Below are 19,043 nucleotides of genomic sequence, written 5' to 3'. Positions count from 1 at the left end.
CCGCTTTCTTTTTGGGAGAACTCGGTTAAATGTGGGAGCGGGCTTGCTCGCGAAGGCTTCTTGTCAGGCAATCAAGGCGCCGGGTTTGGGTGATCCTTGTGAATCGCCTCAATCCCCGCCAGCACTTCATCCGACAGCTTCAAATCGAAGCTGGCAATGTTGCTGTCCAGTTGCTCCAGCGTCGTCGCGCCAATGATGTTGCTGGTCACGAACGGCTGTTGCGTCACGAACGCCAGTGCCATTTGCGCCGGGTCCAGGCCGTGTTCACGGGCCAACGCCACATAACGGCTGCACGCCGCTTCCGACTGCGGATTGAAATAACGGCTGAAGCGGCTATAGAGGCTCAGGCGACCTTTCGGCGGACGCGCACCACCTTCGTACTTGCCCGACAGGAAACCGAACGCCAGCGGCGAATAGGCGAGCAGCCCGCACTGTTCGCGGATGGCGATTTCCGCCAGGCCGACTTCAAAGCTGCGGTTGAGCAGGTTGTAGGGGTTCTGGATCGACACCGCTCGCGGCCAGCCACGGGCTTCGGCCAGGGCGAGAAAGCGCATGGTGCCCCACGGTGTTTCGTTGGACAGGCCGATGTGGCGGATCTTGCCGGCCTTGACCTGTTCGTCCAGCGCTTCGAGGGTGTCCTCCAGCGGCGTGAGGTTGGCTTCGCTCTTGTGTTTGTAGCCCAGTTGACCGAAGAAATTGGTGCTGCGTTCCGGCCAGTGCAACTGATACAGGTCGATGTAGTCGGTTTGCAGGCGCTTGAGGCTGGCGTCCACGGCTTCGGTGATGTGCTGGCGGTTATGTCGCAGGTTTTTGTCGCGGATGTAGTCGATGGTGTTGCCGGGGCCGGCGATCTTGCTGGCGAGGATCCAGTCGGCGCGATCACCGCGACTTTTGAAGTAATTGCCGATGTAGCGCTCGGTGGTGGCGTAGGTTTCGGCCTTTGGTGGCACCGGGTACATTTCGGCGGTATCGATGAAATTGATCCCGGCGCTCTTGGCCCGTTCGATCTGCGCGAAGGCTTCAGACTCGCTGTTTTGCTCGCCCCAGGTCATGGTTCCGAGGCAGATGGCACTCACGTTCAGATTGGTTCGGCCTAGCTGGCGATAGTCCATCGGGTGCTCCTTGGGCAAAACAATCATAAAAGCAGGTTGAATTATTTTTCGCAATCTGCATAATTGCGCACCTCTTTCTGCAGTGGAAGTGATGCGCCGCCGCCGAAGAATCTTGCCGTTGAACGGACGCGCCGACCCGAGCCCCCGAAAGCGTCTGTATCCGGCTGCCTTTGACTTGTCAAAGTACGCACTATTCAGTAAGATCCGCCGTCTAATTTACAGGGCGGCCCCTGAGGCTATAAAGAATGAAAACTTTTACTGCTAAACCGGAAACAGTACAGCGCGACTGGTTTGTCGTCGATGCTGCGGGTCAGACCCTGGGTCGTCTGGCCACCGAAATCGCGAGCCGTCTGCGTGGCAAGCATAAAGCTGAGTACACTCCTCACGTTGACACCGGCGATTACATCGTCGTTATCAATGCCGAGCAGATTCGTGTAACCGGTGCTAAAACCACCGACAAAATCTACTACTCCCACTCCGGTTTCCCGGGCGGCATCAAGTCGATCAACTTCGAAAAGCTGATCGCTAAAGCCCCTGAGCGCGTGATCGAGACCGCGGTCAAAGGCATGCTGCCTAAGAACCCGCTGGGTCGCGACATGTATCGTAAGCTGAAAGTCTATGCGGGCGCTGTTCACCCTCATACTGCTCAGCAGCCCCAAGAACTGAAGTTTTAACGGAATAGTTCATTATGTCGGCGACTCAAAATTACGGCACTGGCCGTCGCAAGACCGCAACCGCACGCGTTTTCCTGCGTCCGGGTACTGGTAACATCTCCATCAACAATCGTTCGCTGGATAATTTCTTCGGTCGCGAAACTGCCCGCATGGTAGTTCGTCAGCCGCTGGAATTGACTGAGACTGTCGAGAAGTTCGACATCTACGTCACCGTGATCGGTGGTGGTGTAAGTGGTCAAGCTGGCGCAATCCGCCACGGTATCACTCGCGCACTGATGCAGTACGACGAAACCCTGCGTGGCGCTCTGCGCAAAGCTGGCTTCGTTACTCGCGATGCTCGTGAAGTTGAACGTAAGAAAGTTGGTCTGCGTAAAGCGCGTAAGCGTCCGCAGTACTCGAAGCGTTAATTCGCTTTCGCGTTCAAAAAGAACGCCCAGTTTCCTCGCGAAGCTGGGCGTTTTTTTATGGGCGCGATTTATCAAGGAATTGCTCTGTGACAACTTGCCACAGCCGTAGAAGCCCTATACTGCAAGGCTTGGCAGTGAAGCCCTTAGGTAATTACCTTGTCAGAATTGGGGCTTTTCATTACCATTCGGCAAAATTTTTATAAGTTCAGATTTTTACTTAGTAGACGCCTGATTTAACAGGCCACAAAGCTGATGGGAGAGGACTGAATGAGCAATGACGGCGTGAATGCAGGCCGGCGTCGCTTCTTGGTAGCAGCCACATCCGTGGTGGGTGCTGCAGGAGCGGTGGGGGCTGCGGTCCCGTTCGTGGGGTCATGGTTTCCCAGTGCCAAGGCGAAAGCCGCAGGTGCACCGGTGAAGGTGAATGTCAGCAAAATCGAACCAGGTCAGCAAATGATTGCTGAGTGGCGTGGTCAGCCGGTGTTCATTGTCCGCCGTACCGAGGAAATCCTGGGGAATCTGAAAAAGATCGAGGGCCAGTTGTCTGACCCGACCTCCAAGAACTCGACACAACCGACCTACGTCGACCCGGAAACGCGTTCGATCAAGCCAGAGGTTCTGCTGCTGATCGGTATCTGCACGCACCTGGGTTGCTCGCCGACCTTCCGTCCGGAAGTGGCGCCTGCTGATCTGGGCAAGGATTGGGTGGGTGGTTATTTCTGCCCTTGCCACGGTTCCCACTACGATCTGGCTGGCCGCGTCTACAAGTCGCAACCTGCGCCTTTGAACCTGCCAGTTCCCCCGCATTCCTATGAGACCGATGAGATCATCATCATTGGCGTCGATACGGAGAAAGCGTGATGAGCAAGTTCATGGATTGGGTTGATGCGCGCTTTCCCGCGACCAAAATGTGGGAAGACCATCTCAGCAAGTACTACGCCCCGAAGAACTTCAACTTCTTCTATTTCTTTGGCTCCCTTGCACTGCTCGTTCTGGTCAACCAGATCGTTACCGGTGTCTGGCTGACCATGAGCTACACCCCGTCGGCGGAAGAGGCTTTTGCTTCCGTTGAAGGGATCATGCGTGACGTCAACCACGGCTCGATCTTGCGTTTGCTGCACGCAGTCGGCGCCTCGATGTTCTTCATCGTGGTTTACCTGCACATGTTCCGTGGCTTGCTTTACGGTTCGTACCAGAAGCCCCGTGAACTGGTGTGGGTCTTCGGCATGCTGATCTACCTGGCGCTGATGGCTGAAGCGTTCATGGGTTACCTGCTGCCTTGGGGCCAGATGTCCTACTGGGGTGCCCAGGTGATCATCTCGCTGTTCGGTGCGATCCCGGTCATTGGCAACGACCTGACCCAGTGGATCCGTGGTGACTACCTGATTTCCGGTATTACCCTGAACCGCTTTTTCGCCTTGCACGTCGTTGCGCTGCCAATCGTGATTCTCGGTTTGGTGGTGCTGCACGTTCTGGCGCTGCACGAAGTGGGTTCGAACAACCCGGATGGCGTGGACATCAAGAAGCACAAAGACGAAAACGGCGTACCGCTGGATGGCATCGCCTTCCACCCGTACTACACCGTTAAAGATATCGTCGGTGTGGTGGTGTTCCTGTTCATCTTCTGTTCCATCGTGTTCTTCTTCCCGGAAATGGGTGGCTACTTCCTCGAGAAGCCGAACTTCGAACAGGCCAACCCGTTCAAGACGCCTGAGCACATTGCTCCAGTCTGGTACTTCACTCCGTTCTACGCGATTCTGCGGGCGGTTCCGGACAAGCTCCTGGGCGTTATCGCCATGGGTGCTGCGATTGCAGTGTTGTTTGTCCTGCCGTGGCTGGACCGCAGTCCGGTGAAGTCGATGCGCTACAAAGGCTGGCTGAGCAAGATCTGGCTGGTGCTGTTCTGCATCTCCTTCGTGATCCTGGGGATTCTGGGCGTGTTGGCGCCGACTCCAGGCCGTACGTTGCTGTCGCAGGTATGTACCTTCCTGTACTTCGCCTACTTCATTCTGATGCCGTTCTACACCAGGCTTGAGAAGACCAAACCGGTTCCGGATAGGGTGACTGGCTGATGAAAAAGCTATTTGCTGTACTGATTCTTGCTGCCATGCCTGCGCTGTCCTTTGCGGCCGAACAGGGTGGTCCCGAGCTGGAAAAAGTCGACATCGACGTTTCCGACCAGGCTGCCATGCAGGATGGCGCGCGTACTTTTGCCAACTACTGCATGGGCTGCCACAGCGCCAAGTTCCAGCGTTACGAACGTGTGGCCGATGACCTGGGCATTCCTCACGATCTGATGCTCTCGAAGCTGGTGTTCACCGGCGCCAAGATTGGCGACCACATGAACATCGGCATGCAGCCGGCTGACGCCAAGACCTGGTTCGGTGCCGCGCCACCCGACCTGACCCTGGTGGCTCGTGTTCGTGGTACTGACTGGCTCTATGGTTACCTGAAGTCCTTCTACGAAGACCCATCGCGTCCTTGGGGTGTGAACAACAAGGTGTTCCCGAACGTCGGGATGCCTAACGTTCTGGTCGGCCTGCAGGGTCGTCAGGTGGTAGGCTGCAAACAGGTTCAAGTCGTCGAAGACGGCAAGAAGCAATACGACCCGCTGACCGGTACGCCTTTGACTCATGAAGCGTGCGACCAGCTGACCGTGTTGCCAAAAACCGGCACGCTGAACGAAGAGCAGTTCGACGAGAAGGTCAAGAATCTGGTGACCTTCCTGGCCTATTCGGCCAACCCGGTGAAGCTGCAGCATCAGCGCATCGGTACCTATGTGTTGCTGTACCTGGCGTTCTTCTTCGTATTCGCTTACTTGCTCAAGCGCGAATACTGGAAAGACGTCCATTGATAAAGCTGTAAGCAATTGCTGTTAATCGCGCGCGCCCAAGGGCGTCTCTGAAGGTGTAACGAGCCTGGTGATCCAGGCGTTACGAGAGGCGCCCTCTGGGCGCGCGCGTTTTTCCGCTTCCGATAATTTCAACAAGCGAGGAGGACCGCCATGGGCGTGACCAATCGGTTGGCCTGTTACTCCGACCCCGCCGACCACTATTCCCACCGAGTGCGCATCGTACTTGCAGAGAAGGGTGTCAGCGCCGAGATCATTTACGTGGAAGCTGGTCGCCAGCCGCCTAAACTGATCGAAGTGAACCCTTACGGCAGCTTGCCCACCCTGGTCGATCGTGACCTGGCGTTGTGGGAGTCGACCGTGGTGATGGAATATCTGGATGAGCGTTACCCGCATCCGCCTTTACTGCCGGTTTATCCAGTGGCGCGTGCCAACAGCCGTCTGCTGATTCATCGTATTCAGCGTGACTGGTGTGGTCTGGTGGATCTGATCCTGGATTCGCGGACCAAGGAAGCAGCCCGTGTCGTGGCTCGTAAAGAGCTGCGCGAAAGCCTGACAGGCGTGTCGCCGTTGTTCGCCGACAAGCCGTTTTTCCTCAGTGAGGAACAAAGTCTGGTGGATTGCTGCCTATTGCCAATACTCTGGCGATTGCCGATTCTGGGTATTGAACTGCCGCGGCCTGCCAAGCCGCTGCTTGATTACATGGAGCGCTCGTTTGCGCGTGAGGCTTTCCAGGCGAGTCTGTCTGGTGTCGAACGCGATATGCGCTAAGGCTTAAGGAGCCGCTATGAACTCCAGTCGACCTTATCTGGTCCGCGCGCTCTACGAGTGGATTGTGGACAACGATTGCACCCCGCACATGCTGGTCAATTCCGAGTATCCGTCGGTGCAGGTACCTCAGGGTTTTGCCAGTGACGGACAGATTGTCCTGAACGTATCACCGGCAGCCGTGCGTCATTTGCACATGGACAACGAAGCGGTCAGCTTCGAGGGGCGCTTTGGTGGCGTGCCGCACACCCTGTACGTGCCTATTGCATCGATCCTGGGTATTTACGCTCGGGAGAATGGCCAGGGCATGGTGTTCGATCTGGAATCGCCTATGGAAGACGAGGAAGAGATCGAGCCGGATGACGATATTCCGCCACCCGACAGCGAGCCGCCGCGTCCCAGCGGTCGACCCAGTTTGAAAGTGGTGAAGTAATAAAAAAGGCGATCCGGATGGATCGCCTTTTTTTATGCGCTCCCCAAGGGAGATCAGTCGATGTATTCGAACAACTTCACGATCTTCTGCACACCGGCAACGCTTTGCACCAGATTGGTGGCCTGGGCGGCTTCCTGCTTGGTCAGCAGGCCCAGCAGATAAACGATACCGTTCTCGGTCACAACCTTGATGCGCGAACCGGGGATGCTGGCATCGGCGAGCATCTGGGTCTTGATCTTGGTGGTGAGCCAGGTGTCGTTCTGACGTGCGATGAAGCCGGACGGCGGCAGGACCTGCAGTTCGTTATGGACCTTCTTCACGCGCTGGACGGCAGCGGCAGCCTGTTCGGCCTTGGCCTTGAGGTCCGCACGCGGCGTTTGCCCGGCGAGAAGTACCACGCCATTGAAGCTGGTGACGACGATGTGCGAGTCGTTATCCAGGGCCGGATCGGCCTTGGCAACGTTCACACCGACCTTGGTGTCGATCAGGGAGTCATCGATCTTGCTGCCGAAGGTGCGGGTGCCGCGGTCATCTTCAATCGGTGCTTCACGGCTGGCTTTAACCACCGAGGTGCAGCCGCTGATGCCGAGGCACAGGGTCAGGGCCAGTAGGCCTAGTCGATTAGGGGTCATTCTTCACTCCCGAACAGTTGGCTGTCGATCAAGTCGCAAAGGCAGTGGATCGCCAGCAGGTGGACTTCTTGAATACGTGCGGTGACATTGGCCGGTACGCGAATCTCGACGTCCTCGGGCAATAGCAGCGACGCCATGCCGCCGCCATCGCGACCGGTCAATGCTACGACAATCATTTCGCGATCATGTGCGGCCTGGATCGCTTGAATTATGTTTGCCGAGTTACCGCTGGTGGAAATAGCCAGCAATACATCGCCCGGCTGGCCGAGGGCTCGGATCTGTTTGGAAAAGATTTCGTTGTAGCTGTAGTCGTTGGCGATCGAGGTGATCGTCGAGCTGTCAGTAGTCAGCGCAATGGCTGGCAGGCTCGGGCGCTCGCGTTCGAAGCGGTTGAGCAGCTCCGACGAGAAATGCTGGGCGTCACCAGCGGAACCGCCATTGCCGCAGGAGAGCATTTTGCCTTCGTTGAGCAGGGCGTTGACCATCACCTGGCTGGCTTGCTCGATGTGCGGTGCAAGTACTTCCATCGCCTGTTGCTTGGTGTCGATACTGGCCTGAAAAAGCTGGCGAATTCGGGATTGCATGTCCATCTGTGTGACCTTAATTAGCGCGGCTACTCGGCACATGAATGTGCAGCCCGCAAAGCAAAGAGCAAAAGTGTTGGGTGAAAGTGTCCGGTTCGGGGCGCATGCGATCAGCTGTCGAAGGCATTCTGCAACCAGTTCAACTGATCGAGGTTGCTGTCGATGGCAACCACGTCGAAGCGGCAAGGGGAATTGGCCCAGCGCGACTCGCGCTGAAGAAAATACTGCGCGGCGAAAATCAGTTTCTGCTGTTTGCGCCCATCGATGCTATCGAGCGCACCACCCCATTGAGTGTTTTTTCTGTAGCGGACTTCAACGAATACTACTGTATCGCCATCAAGCATGACCAGATCAAGCTCACCGCGTTTACACAACCAGTTCTGCGCCAGCAGGCGCAGACCTCGTTGTTGAAGATGCTCGAGCGCCTGTCGCTCGGCATCTTTACCGCTTTGCTGGCGTGACCTGTCGGGCATCAGCGCGAGGTGTCCGGCAGGCGTTGAACCTGACCGTTGACGAACTCTGCCCATGGCAGCTGGCGTTCGACACGTTGGTTCTGAGTCATGCCCAGGCTGCCCGATTGACCTTCGATGCGGCTGTCCGGCAATGCCTTGAGTTGCCCCAGGCGCGGTGCCAGGCGATAGGCGTCGACACCCATTGCGTAAAGGCGACCCAGGCTGCCACCGGCTTGTGGCCATTGAGCGGTGACCTGTTTGCGCAGTGGATCGTTGGCATCCAGCAACCATGGGGTTTCGCAAAAGCGAATGCCGGTCATGTCGTTGTACTGGTTCTGATCGCCGCTGGCGCTGAACACGTGAGAGGTGGCGTAAACCGGCACGTCACCCGCGTATTGGAAGTTCAGGGTCGGTTTGATCTGCTGGGCTTGCTGAGGCGTTGCAGCCAGGAAAATGAATTCGATATCCTGGCGACGCGAAGGCTGGGCGGCGACCTGCGCACCAACAGTGCTTTGCAGGCTCTTGGCGCGGCCTTCGCTCTGACGCAGCTGGAACATGTCGGCAATCTGCTGGGCCAGTTGCACCGGCTGGTCGACGCGTTCGGTGGCGACGATGCTGCCACCGTTGGCTTGCCAGTCCTGACTGAACGCCCTGAGTACACGGTCGCCCCATTCGCCTTTCGGCACCATGATGGCGGCGCGATGCAAGCCATCGGCGCGAGCGCGACGGGACACTTCGCGTGCTTCGTCCTCAGCGGCAAGGCCGAACTGGAACAGTTGGGCCGGACCTTGTTCGCCCTCGCTGTAGTTCAGTGCCAGGGTGGTGATCGGCAACTGCGGGCGAACGCTGAGCTGTTTGACCAGCGGCTTCTCCAGCGGACCGACGACCAGTTGCACGCCATCGGCCTGGGCCTTGCGATAGAACTCGTCCATGGACGTCAGGCGCGAGCTGTCATAGACCTCGATGGCTGGCGGTTTCTGCCCGGCTTGTTGTGCCTGGTAATGAGCGGCCATGAAGCCTTCGCGCAACGCTTTGCCGACCGAGGCCAGCGGGCCGTCTTGCGGCAACAGCAGGGCGATCTTGCTCAGAGGCTGGCTGGCCAGCTCCTTGAGCTTGGTCAGGGGTAGCGGTAATTGGATGGCTGCCGGGTGTTTAGGATTCTGTTCGCGCCAGGTGTCGATCGCGGCTTGCTGCTGTTCCAGGGTGCCGGCGGTTTTCACGGCCAGGGCCAGGCTCATCCAGCCGCCGAGGTCATCGGTGGAGGTTGGTTGCAATTGATCGGTCGGCAGCGAAGCAATCAAGGTCCAGATGGCTTCGTGGTTTTTGCCGGCGGCTTCACCCTCAAGCATCGGAGCGATGAAGATTCGCTCCCGCGCAGCGGCCAGGGTCTGCCCATCGGCTTCAAGGGCGCGGGCGTGAACGGTGCCGGTGCGAACCTGTTGTTCGACTGGCAGTTCACTCAAGCGTTGCAGGCTTGGATGGCTCAAGGCAGTCAACGCCGCTTTGGGCTGATTGCGGGCCATCGCCAGTTCCGCCGCCAGGGTACTGGCGAAGACCTGTTGCCCCGGCTTGAGTTGTTCGACAGGCACTTGTTGCAGGATTTGCGCGGACTGGCCGGCATTGCCCTGACGATAGGCCAGGTCTGCCGCGCTCAGGCGCAACAGGGCGGCTTGTTCCGGCGTTTTGCTTTTGGCAGCCTGGTCGAGCAGTTGCTCGATACTGGCGTCCGGGGTCCGTGGAAGTTCGCCAAGGCTGGAAGAGGGCGAGCTGGCGCAAGCCGCCAGCAAGGCAGCGAGGCAGAGGGCAGTGAACAGCCGCAGGCAAGCGATCATGTAGTGTTCCTGATACTCGATCAAATTAGCGTGGAATTGTACCCAAGCACTGGCCGGGGCGCGATGTTACTGGTGTGAATCGATCAATTTAGCTCGTGCAAATGTTGCAGCGCTGCACAAAAGGCTGCAAAACCGAGGGTGGCTTGCGCGTATCGCGGACGTCGCGACGCGCTACAATGGCGGTTTTTACCGATCATGAGGTGTGCGCTTTGACTGCTCCAGGTGCTTTGAATTCCGCTGCTGGCTCGCTTTATGTGGTGGCGACGCCCATCGGCAACCTGGACGACATCAGTGCGCGTGCGCTGAAAATCCTGCGCGATGTCGCGTTGATCGCCGCCGAAGACACCCGCCATTCCCAGCGGCTGATGCAGCATTTCGGTATTCCCACGCCACTGGCGGCCTGCCATGAACACAATGAGCGGGATGAAGGTAGCCGCTTTATCACGCGATTGCTTGCTGGCGATGACGTGGCGCTGATTTCCGACGCCGGCACGCCGCTGATTTCCGATCCGGGTTATCACCTGGTACGTCAGGCTCGCGCCGCGGGGATCAATGTCGTGCCGGTGCCGGGTGCTTGTGCATTGATTGCGGCGTTATCGGCGGCGGGTCTGCCGTCGGATCGTTTCATCTTCGAAGGATTCCTGCCCGCGAAGGCTGTTGGGCGACGTGCGCGTCTTGAACTGGTAAAGGAAGAGCCGCGCACATTGATCTTCTATGAGGCCCCGCACCGTATTCTTGAGTGCCTGCAAGACATGGAGCTGGTATTCGGCGGCGAGCGCCCGGCGTTGCTGGCGCGCGAACTGACCAAAACCTTCGAAACCCTTAAAGGCTTGCCGCTTGCCGAGTTGCGCGAGTTCGTCGAGTCGGACAGCAATCAGCAGCGCGGCGAATGCGTGGTGTTGGTGGCAGGCTGGTCTGCTCCCGAGACTGAGGACGCGGTCAGCAGTGAAGCGATGCGTATCTTGAACCTGTTGCTGGAAGAGATGCCGCTCAAGCGAGCCGCGGCATTGGCAGCGCAAATTACCGGGGAGCGCAAGAATGTGCTCTATCAGGTCGCGCTGGATAAACAAAAGGGCGAGTAAAACCCGACGTGCAGGCGTGGTCCAAGGCGTTTAGCGCTTGTTCTTCGGCCGCTCTGCCGTTAACCTTTGCGGCGGAGAGTCGATCGGACAGTCGCTGCCCTCTATGAAAATTAGGGGGGGGAGGAAAGTCCGGGCTCCATAGGGCGAAGTGCCAGGTAATGCCTGGGAGGCGTGAGCCTACGGAAAGTGCCACAGAAAATAACCGCCTAAGCGCTTCGGCGCCGGTAAGGGTGAAAAGGTGCGGTAAGAGCGCACCGCACGTCTGGCAACAGTTCGTGGCTAGGTAAACCCCACTTGGAGCAAGACCAAATAGGGTCCCAAGGCGTGGCCCGCGCTGGGACCGGGTAGGTTGCTAAAGATGTCCAGTGATGGCCATCGTAGACGAATGACTGTTCAAGACAGAACCCGGCTTACAGATCGACTCTCCACCTTTTTTCTTCCCTCTGCTTTAATCATTGAGCAGGGTGCTGGTGATAGCCATTTTCCTCCTTCCAGACTCTTCAGAAGAAGGAGGTTGGTAATATCGATTGGCCTGCGCTGGTAGGAATCGCGTGACCTCAACGCAACACAGATTTCCCTCCTTTCAGAATCGTCAGCAGAAGCACTTTCGTAATACCGAAAAAATCTTACTCTTAATAAATTACTTTAACTTTCGAACGCAGCCTTCAGCGCTGATTCAAGTTATTGAGCAAGAACGCACCTCGGATTCTCGTTAGCCCTCCTTTTATGCTCCTAAATCTCAGTTCTGTAAGGCTTTTCCTTTAAACCGCGCCTTGACGGTGCGGTAGCCGCATTCCTATAGTGTGCACAAGTGGCGGAAAGTGGCATGAAGTGGGTTTTTTGAGCTCAAAACGCTAAAATTTGGAGAAACGCTGACGTGTTTCGCGGAGCTAACGCTATCAGTCTCGATGCAAAGGGCCGTCTCGCCATGCCGAGCCGGTACCGTGACGAGCTCGTTTCGCGTAGTTCCGGTCAGTTAATCGTCACAATTGATGCCGTTGATCCGTGTTTGTGTGTTTACCCCCTCGATGAGTGGGAAATTATTGAAACCAAACTGCGCGCACTGCCTTCGCTTCGCGAAGAGAACCGCCGCCTGCAACGTTTACTGATTGGTAATGCCGTCGACCTCGAGCTCGATGGCAGTGGTCGTTTTCTGGTTCCACCGCGTCTTCGCGAATATGCCAAGTTGGATAAGCGCGCGATGTTGGTAGGCCAACTGAACAAGTTCCAATTGTGGGACGAGGATGCCTGGGATGCGGTTTCTGCCGCTGACCTGGCTGCTATTCAACAACCGGGCGCCATGCCTGATGAACTGCGTGATTTGATCCTGTGACTATTGATAGCGGCTTTAACCACATCACCGTACTGCTTGACGAAGCCGTGGAGGCTCTCGCCGTACGTCCTGATGGCTGCTATCTGGACGGCACGTTCGGGCGCGGCGGGCACAGTCGGTTGATCCTCAGCCAGCTCGGTCCCGATGGTCGGGTACTCGGATTCGATAAAGATCCTCAAGCGATTGCCACAGGGCAAACGCTAGCGGCCGAAGACGGCCGCTTTGTCGTTGTACAGCGCAGCTTTGCCGAGCTCGGATCGGAAGTCGCCGACCGCGGTCTGGCCGGCAAGGTCAGCGGTGTCTTGCTCGACCTGGGTGTGTCCTCGCCACAGCTCGATGACCCGGAACGCGGCTTCAGTTTCCTCAACGATGGCCCGCTGGACATGCGCATGGACCCGTCCCGCGGGATCAGCGCCGCCGAATTCGTCAACACCGCGCCAGTGGAAGAAATCGCTCGTGTGTTCAAGGAATACGGCGAAGAACGTTTTTCCGGTCGCATGGCCCGTGCCGTGGCTGAGCGTCGCGACATCAAGCCATTCGAGCGCACGGGCGATCTGGCTGAAGTCCTGAAAGTCGCCAACCCGGCGTGGGAAAAGGGCAAGAACCCGGCAACCCGTGCGTTCCAGGGCCTGCGTATTCACGTCAACAACGAATTGGGCGATCTGGAAGCCGGCCTTGAAGCCGCACTGGAATCCCTGGAAATTGGCGGTCGTCTGGTGGTGATCAGCTTCCACTCGCTGGAAGACCGCATCGTCAAACTGTTCATGCGCAAACTGGTAAAGGGCGAAGCCGACAACCTGCCGCGCAACCTGCCGGTGCGTCACGTCGCCTTCGAACCGAAAATCAAAGTCCATGGCAAAGCGCAGTCCGCCTCCGAGGCCGAACTCAAAGCCAACCCACGTTCCCGTAGCGCCGTCATGCGTGTCGCGGAGAAGTTGCGGTGAGCAAGCTTTTCGCCAAGCCACTTCCCGGCGGAAGCTTTTTCATGCTGCTGCTGTTTATCGGCGTGCTCGTGTCGGCCATCGGCGTGTCTTATAGCGCCCACTGGAACCGTCAACTGTTGAACTCGCTGTACAACGAATTGAGCGTGCGCGACAAGGCGCAGGCAGAGTGGGGCCGGTTGATTCTCGAGCAGAGCACCTGGACCGCCCACAGCCGTATCGAAGTGTTGGCGACCGAGCAACTGAAGATGCGTATTCCTGGCGCCGCTGAAGTGCAGATGGTGGCGCCATGATGAAACTTGAAGGCGCGCTCTTCCCATGGCGGTTCCGCTTGGTGCTGGGTTTGCTCGGTATCATGGTGGCGGCGATTGCCTGGCGCATCATTGACCTGCAAGTGGTCGACCGTGCCTTCCTGAAAGGCCAGGGCGACGCGCGCAGCGTTCGTCATATCCCGATTCCGGCTCACCGTGGTCTGATCACCGACCGTAACGGCGAGCCTTTGGCCGTCAGCACCCCGGTCACCACCCTGTGGGCCAACGCCAAGGAAATGCAGTTGGCCAAAGAAAAGTGGCCTGCACTGGCGGCGGCTCTGGGGCAAGACCCAAAAGCCTTGAGCGAACGTCTCGAGGCTCAAGCCAATAAAGAATTCATTTACCTGGTGCGCGGGCTGACGCCTGAGCAGGGCCAGTCCGTGCTCGATCTGAAAGTACCGGGCGTTTACGGGATCGAAGAGTTCCGGCGTTTCTATCCGGCCGGTGAAGTCACGGCCCATATGGTCGGATTTACTGACATCGATGACCACGGTCGTGAAGGTGTCGAACTGGCCTATGACGAATGGCTGGCCGGGGTCGCCGGCAAGCGGCAGGTCATCAAGGATCGGCGCGGCCGACTTATCAAGGATGTCCAGGTCACCAAAAACGCCAAGGCCGGAAAGCCCTTGGCGTTGTCCATTGACCTGCGTCTGCAATACCTGGCCAACCGCGAACTGCGTAACGCAATCATCGAGAACGGCGCCAAGGCCGGCAGCCTGGTGATCATGGATGTGAAGACCGGCGAGATCCTCGCCATGGTCAACCAGCCGACCTACAACCCGAACAACCGTCGCAACCTGCAACCGGCGATGATGCGTAACCGCGCGATGATCGACGTGTTCGAACCGGGTTCGACCATGAAAGCGATCTCCATGAGCGCCGCGATAGAAACCGGTCGCTGGAAACCGAGCGATACCGTCGAGGTGTACCCGGGCACCTTGCAGATTGGTAAGTACACCATCAAGGACGTATCCAAGAGCGAAGGTCCGGTCCTCGACCTGACCGGCATTCTGATCAACTCCAGTAACGTCGGCATGAGTAAGGTCGCGTTCGATATCGGCGGCGAAACGATTTTCCGTCTGGCGCAGAAAGTTGGTCTCGGCCAGGACACCGGCCTCGGCTTCCCGGGCGAACGCGTCGGCAACCTGCCGAACTACCGCGAATGGCGCAAGGCTGAAACCGCCACGCTGTCCTATGGCTACGGTATTTCCGTGACGGCGATCCAGTTGGTCCATGCCTTCTCGGCCCTGGCCAACAACGGTCGCCTCGCGCCATTAACACTGATCAAGACCGACAAGGCGCCGCAAACCACTGAAGTGCTGCCGGAAGCCGTCGCGAAAACCATGCAAACCATGCTGCAACAAGTGATCGAAGCCCCGCGCGGCGTGTTCCGTGCGCAGGTGCCGGCGTATCACGTGGGCGGCAAGTCCGGTACCGCGCGTAAAACGTCGGTCGGCACCAAAGGCTATGCCGAGAATTCCTACCGCTCGTTGTTCGCCGGTTTCGGCCCGATGAGCGATCCGCGTTACGCGATTGTGGTGGTGATCGATGAACCGACCAAAGCCGGTTATTACGGTGGCCTGGTCTCGGCTCCGGTGTTTAGCAAAGTGATGTCCGGGACCCTGCGCCTGATGAACATCACCCCGGACAACCTGCCACCGACTCAACAAGTGAACGCAACACCAGTCGTTCCGCTGAAAGCCAATGGAGGGCGCGGCTGATGTCTCTGAGCCTGAACAAGATTTTCGCCCACGCCGGCCGCGATCTGTTGATCCGCGAACTGACCCTGGACAGCCGTAATGTGCGGGCTGGCGATCTGTTTCTCGCCGTTCCTGGCGGCAAGTTCGACGGTCGTGCGCACATCGCCGACGCCTTGCAGCGCGGTGCTGCCGCTGTGGCCTATGAAGTCGAAGGCGCCACCGTGCTGCCGATTACCGATGTGCCGTTGATTCCGGTCAAGGGCCTGGCCGCACAGCTATCGGACATCGCCGGGCGTTTTTACGGTGACCCGAGCCGCCACCTGAATCTGGTTGGCGTGACCGGCACCAACGGCAAAACCAGCGTGACCCAGTTGGTCGCGCAAGCCCTTGATCTACTCGGCCAACACTGCGGTATCGTCGGCACTCTGGGCACCGGTTTCTACGGCGCGCTGGAAAGCGGCCTGCACACCACGCCGAATCCGATTGCCGTGCAAGCAACCCTCGCCGACCTGAAAAAGGCCGGTGCCAAAGCCGTGGCCATGGAAGTCTCTTCCCATGGTCTGGATCAAGGCCGTGTCACTGCGCTGGCGTTCGACGTGGCGGTGATGACCAACCTGTCCCGCGATCACCTGGATTACCACGGGACCATGGAAGCCTACGGCGAAGCCAAGTCCAAGTTGTTTGCCTGGAACGATCTGAAATGCCGGGTGGTGAACCTCGACGATAATTTCGGCCGGCAACTGGCCGCCGAAAAACGCGAGTCGCGGCTGATCACCTATAGCCTGGAAGATTCCAGCGCCTACCTCTATTGCCGCGAAGCACAGTTCGACGATGAAGGTGTGCGCGCCACGTTGGTCACGCCGCAGGGCGAGCACCATTTGCGCAGCACTCTGCTTGGTCGTTTCAACCTGAGCAACGTCTTGGCCGCAGTGGGCGCTTTGCTCGGTCTGGATTACGCCCTGGACGAAATCCTCAAAGTCCTGCCGAAACTCGAAGGCCCCGCCGGTCGCATGCAGCGTCTTGGCGGCGGCAACCAGCCGTTGGTGGTGGTCGATTACGCCCACACGCCGGACGCCCTGGAAAAAGTCTTGATGGCCCTGCGTCCTCACGCCAAAGGCCGGCTGCTGTGCCTGTTCGGTTGCGGCGGTGATCGCGATCGCGGCAAGCGTCCGCTGATGGCCGAAGTGGTCGAGCGTCTGGCCGATGGCGTGCTGGTCACCGATGACAACCCACGCACCGAAGACCCTGCGGTGATTTTCGACGACATCCGCGCCGGTTTTACGGCTGTGGATAACGTCACCTTCGTCGCTGGCCGTGGCCAGGCGATTGCCCAATTGATCGCCAGTGCTTCGGCGGATGACGTGATTGTCCTGGCCGGTAAAGGTCATGAGGACTACCAGGAAATCAACGGCGTACGCCACGCGTTCTCCGATCTGGTCGAGGCCGATCACGCCTTGACCGCGTGGGAGGTGGCCCATGCTTGAAGCCTTGAAACTGAGCGAACTGACCGGCGCACTGAATGCCCGTCTGGTGTCTGCTGATGCAAGCTTCGATGGCGTCAGCATCGACAGCCGCGCGATCAAGCCGGGCCAGCTATTTATCGCCCTGACCGGTCCACGCTTCGACGGTCATGATTATCTGAACGATGTCGCGGCCAAGGGCGCCGTGGCTGCATTGGTCGAGCGCGAAGTCGCCGACAGCACGTTGCCGCAATTGCTGGTCAAGGATGCCCGCCAGGCACTGGGGCAACTTGGCGCGTTGAACCGTGCGGCTTACACCCAACCGGTCGCGGCCATCACCGGTTCCAGCGGCAAGACCACGGTCAAGGAAATGCTCGCGAGCATCCTGCGCACGCGCGGTCCGGTGCTGGCCACCCGTGGCAACCTGAACAATGACCTCGGCGTTCCGCTGACCCTGCTCGAACTGGCGCCGGAACATACCGCCGCCGTCATCGAACTCGGCGCTTCGCGGCTCGGCGAAATTGCCTACACCGTTGGCATGACCAAGCCCCACGTAGCTGTGCTCAACAACGCCGGGACCGCTCACGTTGGCGAATTCGGCGGACCAGAAAAAATCGTCGAAGCCAAGGGCGAGATTATTGAAGGGCTGGATGCCGATGGCGTCGCCGTTCTCAATCGCGACGACAAGGCGTTCGACATCTGGAAGACCCGCGCCGCCGGTCGCAAAGTGCTGACATTTGCCTTGAGCAATACCATCGCCGATTTTTACGCCAGCGATCTGGACCGCGATGCTCGCGGCTGCCCGGCGTTCAATCTGCACAGTCCTGAAGGTGTGGCGCGCGTTCAACTGAACCTGCTCGGCACCCATAACGTCGCCAATGCCATGGCCGCCGCCGCTGCCGCTCATGCCCTGGGCGTGTCGTTGTCCGGCATCGCTGCCGGCCTCGGCGCGGTACAACCGGTCAAGGGTCGCACCGTCGCGCAGCTGGCTACTAATGGCATGCGCGTGATCGATGACACGTACAACGCAAACCCCACCTCGATGTGCGCCGCCGTTGATATACTTGCCGGCTTTTCCGGCCGCACCGTCCTGGTGCTCGGGGATATCGGCGAATTGGGCGATTGGGCGGAGCAGGGGCACCGCGACGTGGGCGAGTACGCCCGTGGCAAGGTTTCCGCGCTTTATGCCGTCGGGCCAATGATGGCTCACGCCGTGAACGCTTTCGGCCCACAGGCCTTTCATTTCAGCACTCAGGCTGAGCTGATCAAGGCACTGGGCGCCGAACAAGACACAAACACCACCATTTTGATCAAGGGCTCGCGCAGCGCTGCGATGGAAAACATCGTCGCCGCTTTGTGCGGGTCCAGCCTGGAGAAACATTAATGCTGCTGCTGCTAGCGGAGTATCTGCAACAGTTCTACAAAGGCTTCGCGGTCTTTCAGTACCTGACCCTGCGCGGGATCCTCGGTGTGCTGACCGCGCTGGTTTTGTCGCTGTGCTATGGCCCGTGGATGATCCGCACTTTGCAGAACCGTCAGATCGGTCAATCCGTTCGCAACGACGGTCCACAATCGCACCTGTCCAAATCCGGCACCCCAACGATGGGTGGCGCGCTGATTCTTTCGTCCATCGGCGTCAGCACCTTGCTCTGGGCTGACCTGGCCAACCGTTATGTCTGGGTCGTCTTGTTGGTGACCTTGCTGTTCGGCGCCATCGGCTGGGTCGACGATTACCGCAAGGTGATCGAGAAAAACTCCCGTGGCTTGCCGAGTCGCTGGAAATACTTCTGGCAATCGGTGTTCGGCCTGGGCGCGGCGATCTTCCTTTATATGACCGCGGCGACGCCGGTAGAAACCACCCTGATCCTGCCGATGCTCAAGGACTACAGCATTCCGCTGGGCGCGGGCTTTATCGTCTTGACGTATTTCGTGATCGTCGGCTCGAGCAACGCGGTCAACCTGACTGATGGCCTCGACGGTCTGGCGATCATGCCAACCGTGATGGTCGGCGGCGGGCTTGGGATCTTCTGCTACCTGTCGGGTAACGTGAAATTCGCTGAATACCTGCTGATCCCTTATGTGCCGGGCGCCGGTGAGCTGATTGTGTTCTGCGGAGCGTTGATCGGCGCCGGCCTGGGTTTCCTCTGGTTCAACACCTATCCGGCACAGGTTTTCATGGGCGACGTCGGCGCACTGGCGCTGGGCGCGGCTTTGGGCACCATTGCAGTGATCGTCCGTCAGGAAATCGTCCTGTTCATCATGGGCGGCGTGTTCGTGATGGAGACCCTGTCCGTCGTCATTCAGGTTGCTTCCTTTAAGTTGACCGGTCGCCGTGTGTTCCGCATGGCTCCGATTCACCACCACTTTGAACTCAAGGGCTGGCCCGAGCCGCGTGTGATCGTCCGTTTCTGGATTATCACCGTGATTCTCGTATTGGTCGGCCTTGCCACCCTGAAGCTGAGGTAGAACGA

20 protein-coding genes and 1 other RNA gene are annotated in these 19,043 nt (G+C 58.6%); 16 read left to right on the top strand and 5 right to left on the bottom strand.

The window, feature by feature from the left end; all coding sequences use genetic code 11:
- Positions 1 to 71: 71 nt before the first annotated feature.
- Positions 72 to 1,112: an NADP(H)-dependent aldo-keto reductase gene (locus ACA055_RS24750; RefSeq protein ID WP_497681005.1), complete on the bottom strand. Its 1,041-nt coding sequence runs from the start codon at positions 1,110 to 1,112 to the stop codon at positions 72 to 74.
- Positions 1,113 to 1,357: 245 nt separating this feature from the next.
- Here ACA055_RS24750 and rplM point away from each other — a divergent pair, with 245 nt between their 5' ends.
- The 7 genes from rplM (at position 1,358) to ACA055_RS24715 (ending at position 6,245) form a co-directional block, all read left to right on the top strand.
- Complete coding sequence (gene rplM / locus ACA055_RS24745; RefSeq protein ID WP_007905295.1) at positions 1,358 to 1,786, top strand: 50S ribosomal protein L13; 429 nt, start codon at positions 1,358 to 1,360, stop codon at positions 1,784 to 1,786.
- Positions 1,787 to 1,800: 14 nt separating this feature from the next.
- Complete coding sequence (gene rpsI, locus ACA055_RS24740) at positions 1,801 to 2,193, top strand: 30S ribosomal protein S9 (RefSeq protein WP_002555064.1); 393 nt, start codon at positions 1,801 to 1,803, stop codon at positions 2,191 to 2,193.
- Between the two features lie 267 nt (positions 2,194 to 2,460).
- Positions 2,461 to 3,054, top strand: coding sequence for a ubiquinol-cytochrome c reductase iron-sulfur subunit (petA, locus tag ACA055_RS24735; protein ID WP_095192981.1), 594 nt, complete (start codon positions 2,461 to 2,463; stop codon positions 3,052 to 3,054).
- Positions 3,054 to 4,265, top strand: coding sequence for a cytochrome b (locus ACA055_RS24730; protein WP_497681004.1), 1,212 nt, complete (start codon positions 3,054 to 3,056; stop codon positions 4,263 to 4,265). Before petA ends, ACA055_RS24730 begins: the two co-directional genes overlap by 1 nt.
- The gene (locus ACA055_RS24725; protein WP_497681003.1) at positions 4,265 to 5,047 is read left to right on the top strand and encodes a cytochrome c1; all 783 of its coding nucleotides are present in this window, start codon (positions 4,265 to 4,267) and stop codon (positions 5,045 to 5,047) included. The genes ACA055_RS24730 and ACA055_RS24725 overlap by 1 nt, the downstream gene beginning before the upstream one ends.
- A 150-nt stretch (positions 5,048 to 5,197) precedes the next feature.
- Positions 5,198 to 5,815: a glutathione S-transferase N-terminal domain-containing protein gene (locus ACA055_RS24720; protein WP_007905304.1), complete on the top strand. Its 618-nt coding sequence runs from the start codon at positions 5,198 to 5,200 to the stop codon at positions 5,813 to 5,815.
- Positions 5,816 to 5,831: 16 nt separating this feature from the next.
- A complete protein-coding gene (locus tag ACA055_RS24715; protein ID WP_008155980.1) occupies positions 5,832 to 6,245 on the top strand; it encodes a ClpXP protease specificity-enhancing factor in 414 nt (137 codons plus the stop codon).
- Between the two features lie 53 nt (positions 6,246 to 6,298).
- Here ACA055_RS24715 and ACA055_RS24710 read toward each other — a convergent pair whose 3' ends face one another.
- The 4 genes from ACA055_RS24710 to ACA055_RS24695 form a co-directional block, all read right to left on the bottom strand.
- On the bottom strand, positions 6,299 to 6,877 hold the full coding sequence (locus tag ACA055_RS24710) for a BON domain-containing protein (RefSeq protein WP_497681002.1): 579 nt from the start codon (positions 6,875 to 6,877) through the stop codon (positions 6,299 to 6,301).
- Positions 6,874 to 7,467, bottom strand: coding sequence for a phosphoheptose isomerase (locus tag ACA055_RS24705; RefSeq protein WP_007972584.1), 594 nt, complete (start codon positions 7,465 to 7,467; stop codon positions 6,874 to 6,876). Before ACA055_RS24705 ends, ACA055_RS24710 begins: the two co-directional genes overlap by 4 nt.
- A gap of 104 nt (positions 7,468 to 7,571) precedes the next feature.
- Positions 7,572 to 7,934, bottom strand: coding sequence for a YraN family protein (locus ACA055_RS24700; RefSeq protein ID WP_497681001.1), 363 nt, complete (start codon positions 7,932 to 7,934; stop codon positions 7,572 to 7,574).
- Entirely contained in the window at positions 7,934 to 9,745 is a 1,812-nt protein-coding gene (locus ACA055_RS24695) for a penicillin-binding protein activator (RefSeq protein WP_497681000.1), read from the bottom strand. Before ACA055_RS24695 ends, ACA055_RS24700 begins: the two co-directional genes overlap by 1 nt.
- A 176-nt stretch (positions 9,746 to 9,921) precedes the next feature.
- Between ACA055_RS24695 and rsmI the strand changes: the two genes are divergently transcribed.
- The 9 genes from rsmI (at position 9,922) to mraY (ending at position 19,038) form a co-directional block, all read left to right on the top strand.
- Entirely contained in the window at positions 9,922 to 10,827 is a 906-nt protein-coding gene (gene rsmI, locus ACA055_RS24690; protein WP_497680999.1) for a 16S rRNA (cytidine(1402)-2'-O)-methyltransferase, read from the top strand.
- Positions 10,828 to 10,902: 75 nt separating this feature from the next.
- Positions 10,903 to 11,256, top strand: an RNA gene (gene rnpB / locus ACA055_RS24685) — RNase P RNA component class A.
- A 448-nt stretch (positions 11,257 to 11,704) separates the two neighbouring features.
- A complete protein-coding gene (gene mraZ / locus ACA055_RS24680; RefSeq protein ID WP_008147486.1) occupies positions 11,705 to 12,160 on the top strand; it encodes a division/cell wall cluster transcriptional repressor MraZ in 456 nt (151 codons plus the stop codon).
- Positions 12,157 to 13,104: a 16S rRNA (cytosine(1402)-N(4))-methyltransferase RsmH gene (rsmH, locus tag ACA055_RS24675; RefSeq protein WP_497680998.1), complete on the top strand. Its 948-nt coding sequence runs from the start codon at positions 12,157 to 12,159 to the stop codon at positions 13,102 to 13,104. Before mraZ ends, rsmH begins: the two co-directional genes overlap by 4 nt.
- Positions 13,101 to 13,394 carry a cell division protein FtsL gene (gene ftsL / locus ACA055_RS24670; RefSeq protein WP_003205353.1) on the top strand — a complete coding sequence of 98 codons (294 nt, stop codon included), beginning with the start codon at positions 13,101 to 13,103 and terminating at the stop codon, positions 13,392 to 13,394. Before rsmH ends, ftsL begins: the two co-directional genes overlap by 4 nt.
- Complete coding sequence (locus ACA055_RS24665; RefSeq protein ID WP_497684481.1) at positions 13,394 to 15,133, top strand: peptidoglycan D,D-transpeptidase FtsI family protein; 1,740 nt, start codon at positions 13,394 to 13,396, stop codon at positions 15,131 to 15,133. Before ftsL ends, ACA055_RS24665 begins: the two co-directional genes overlap by 1 nt.
- Positions 15,133 to 16,596 carry a UDP-N-acetylmuramoyl-L-alanyl-D-glutamate--2,6-diaminopimelate ligase gene (locus tag ACA055_RS24660; protein ID WP_497680997.1) on the top strand — a complete coding sequence of 488 codons (1,464 nt, stop codon included), beginning with the start codon at positions 15,133 to 15,135 and terminating at the stop codon, positions 16,594 to 16,596. The genes ACA055_RS24665 and ACA055_RS24660 overlap by 1 nt, the downstream gene beginning before the upstream one ends.
- Positions 16,589 to 17,956: a UDP-N-acetylmuramoyl-tripeptide--D-alanyl-D-alanine ligase gene (locus ACA055_RS24655; RefSeq protein WP_497680996.1), complete on the top strand. Its 1,368-nt coding sequence runs from the start codon at positions 16,589 to 16,591 to the stop codon at positions 17,954 to 17,956. Before ACA055_RS24660 ends, ACA055_RS24655 begins: the two co-directional genes overlap by 8 nt.
- Positions 17,956 to 19,038 carry a phospho-N-acetylmuramoyl-pentapeptide-transferase gene (gene mraY, locus ACA055_RS24650; RefSeq protein ID WP_007904350.1) on the top strand — a complete coding sequence of 361 codons (1,083 nt, stop codon included), beginning with the start codon at positions 17,956 to 17,958 and terminating at the stop codon, positions 19,036 to 19,038. The genes ACA055_RS24655 and mraY overlap by 1 nt, the downstream gene beginning before the upstream one ends.
- Positions 19,039 to 19,043: the final 5 nt, after the last annotated feature.

It is taken from the genome of Pseudomonas sp. LBUM1657, assembly GCF_059716075.1.
Note: the sequence above shows the minus strand (reverse complement) of the source record. Positions and strands in the feature narration are given on the sequence as shown.

What these genes read in the sequence shown, in the direction of transcription:
- ACA055_RS24700 (WP_497681001.1), bottom strand. Translation starts at nt 7,934, where the DNA reads ATGCCCGACAGGTCACGCCAGCAAAGCGGTAAAGATGCCGAGCGACAG.
- ACA055_RS24750 (WP_497681005.1), bottom strand. Translation starts at nt 1,112, where the DNA reads ATGGACTATCGCCAGCTAGGCCGAACCAATCTGAACGTGAGTGCCATC.
- ACA055_RS24655 (WP_497680996.1), top strand. Translation starts at nt 16,589, where the DNA reads ATGCTTGAAGCCTTGAAACTGAGCGAACTGACCGGCGCACTGAATGCC.
- rpsI (WP_002555064.1), top strand. Translation starts at nt 1,801, where the DNA reads ATGTCGGCGACTCAAAATTACGGCACTGGCCGTCGCAAGACCGCAACC.
- ACA055_RS24695 (WP_497681000.1), bottom strand. Translation starts at nt 9,745, where the DNA reads ATGATCGCTTGCCTGCGGCTGTTCACTGCCCTCTGCCTCGCTGCCTTG.
- ACA055_RS24665 (WP_497684481.1), top strand. Translation starts at nt 13,394, where the DNA reads ATGAAACTTGAAGGCGCGCTCTTCCCATGGCGGTTCCGCTTGGTGCTG.
- ACA055_RS24725 (WP_497681003.1), top strand. Translation starts at nt 4,265, where the DNA reads ATGAAAAAGCTATTTGCTGTACTGATTCTTGCTGCCATGCCTGCGCTG.
- ACA055_RS24710 (WP_497681002.1), bottom strand. Translation starts at nt 6,877, where the DNA reads ATGACCCCTAATCGACTAGGCCTACTGGCCCTGACCCTGTGCCTCGGC.
- ACA055_RS24660 (WP_497680997.1), top strand. Translation starts at nt 15,133, where the DNA reads ATGTCTCTGAGCCTGAACAAGATTTTCGCCCACGCCGGCCGCGATCTG.
- petA (WP_095192981.1), top strand. Translation starts at nt 2,461, where the DNA reads ATGAGCAATGACGGCGTGAATGCAGGCCGGCGTCGCTTCTTGGTAGCA.
- ACA055_RS24720 (WP_007905304.1), top strand. Translation starts at nt 5,198, where the DNA reads ATGGGCGTGACCAATCGGTTGGCCTGTTACTCCGACCCCGCCGACCAC.
- rplM (WP_007905295.1), top strand. Translation starts at nt 1,358, where the DNA reads ATGAAAACTTTTACTGCTAAACCGGAAACAGTACAGCGCGACTGGTTT.
- ACA055_RS24715 (WP_008155980.1), top strand. Translation starts at nt 5,832, where the DNA reads ATGAACTCCAGTCGACCTTATCTGGTCCGCGCGCTCTACGAGTGGATT.
- mraY (WP_007904350.1), top strand. Translation starts at nt 17,956, where the DNA reads ATGCTGCTGCTGCTAGCGGAGTATCTGCAACAGTTCTACAAAGGCTTC.
- ACA055_RS24705 (WP_007972584.1), bottom strand. Translation starts at nt 7,467, where the DNA reads ATGGACATGCAATCCCGAATTCGCCAGCTTTTTCAGGCCAGTATCGAC.
- rsmI (WP_497680999.1), top strand. Translation starts at nt 9,922, where the DNA reads ATGGCGGTTTTTACCGATCATGAGGTGTGCGCTTTGACTGCTCCAGGT.
- ACA055_RS24730 (WP_497681004.1), top strand. Translation starts at nt 3,054, where the DNA reads ATGAGCAAGTTCATGGATTGGGTTGATGCGCGCTTTCCCGCGACCAAA.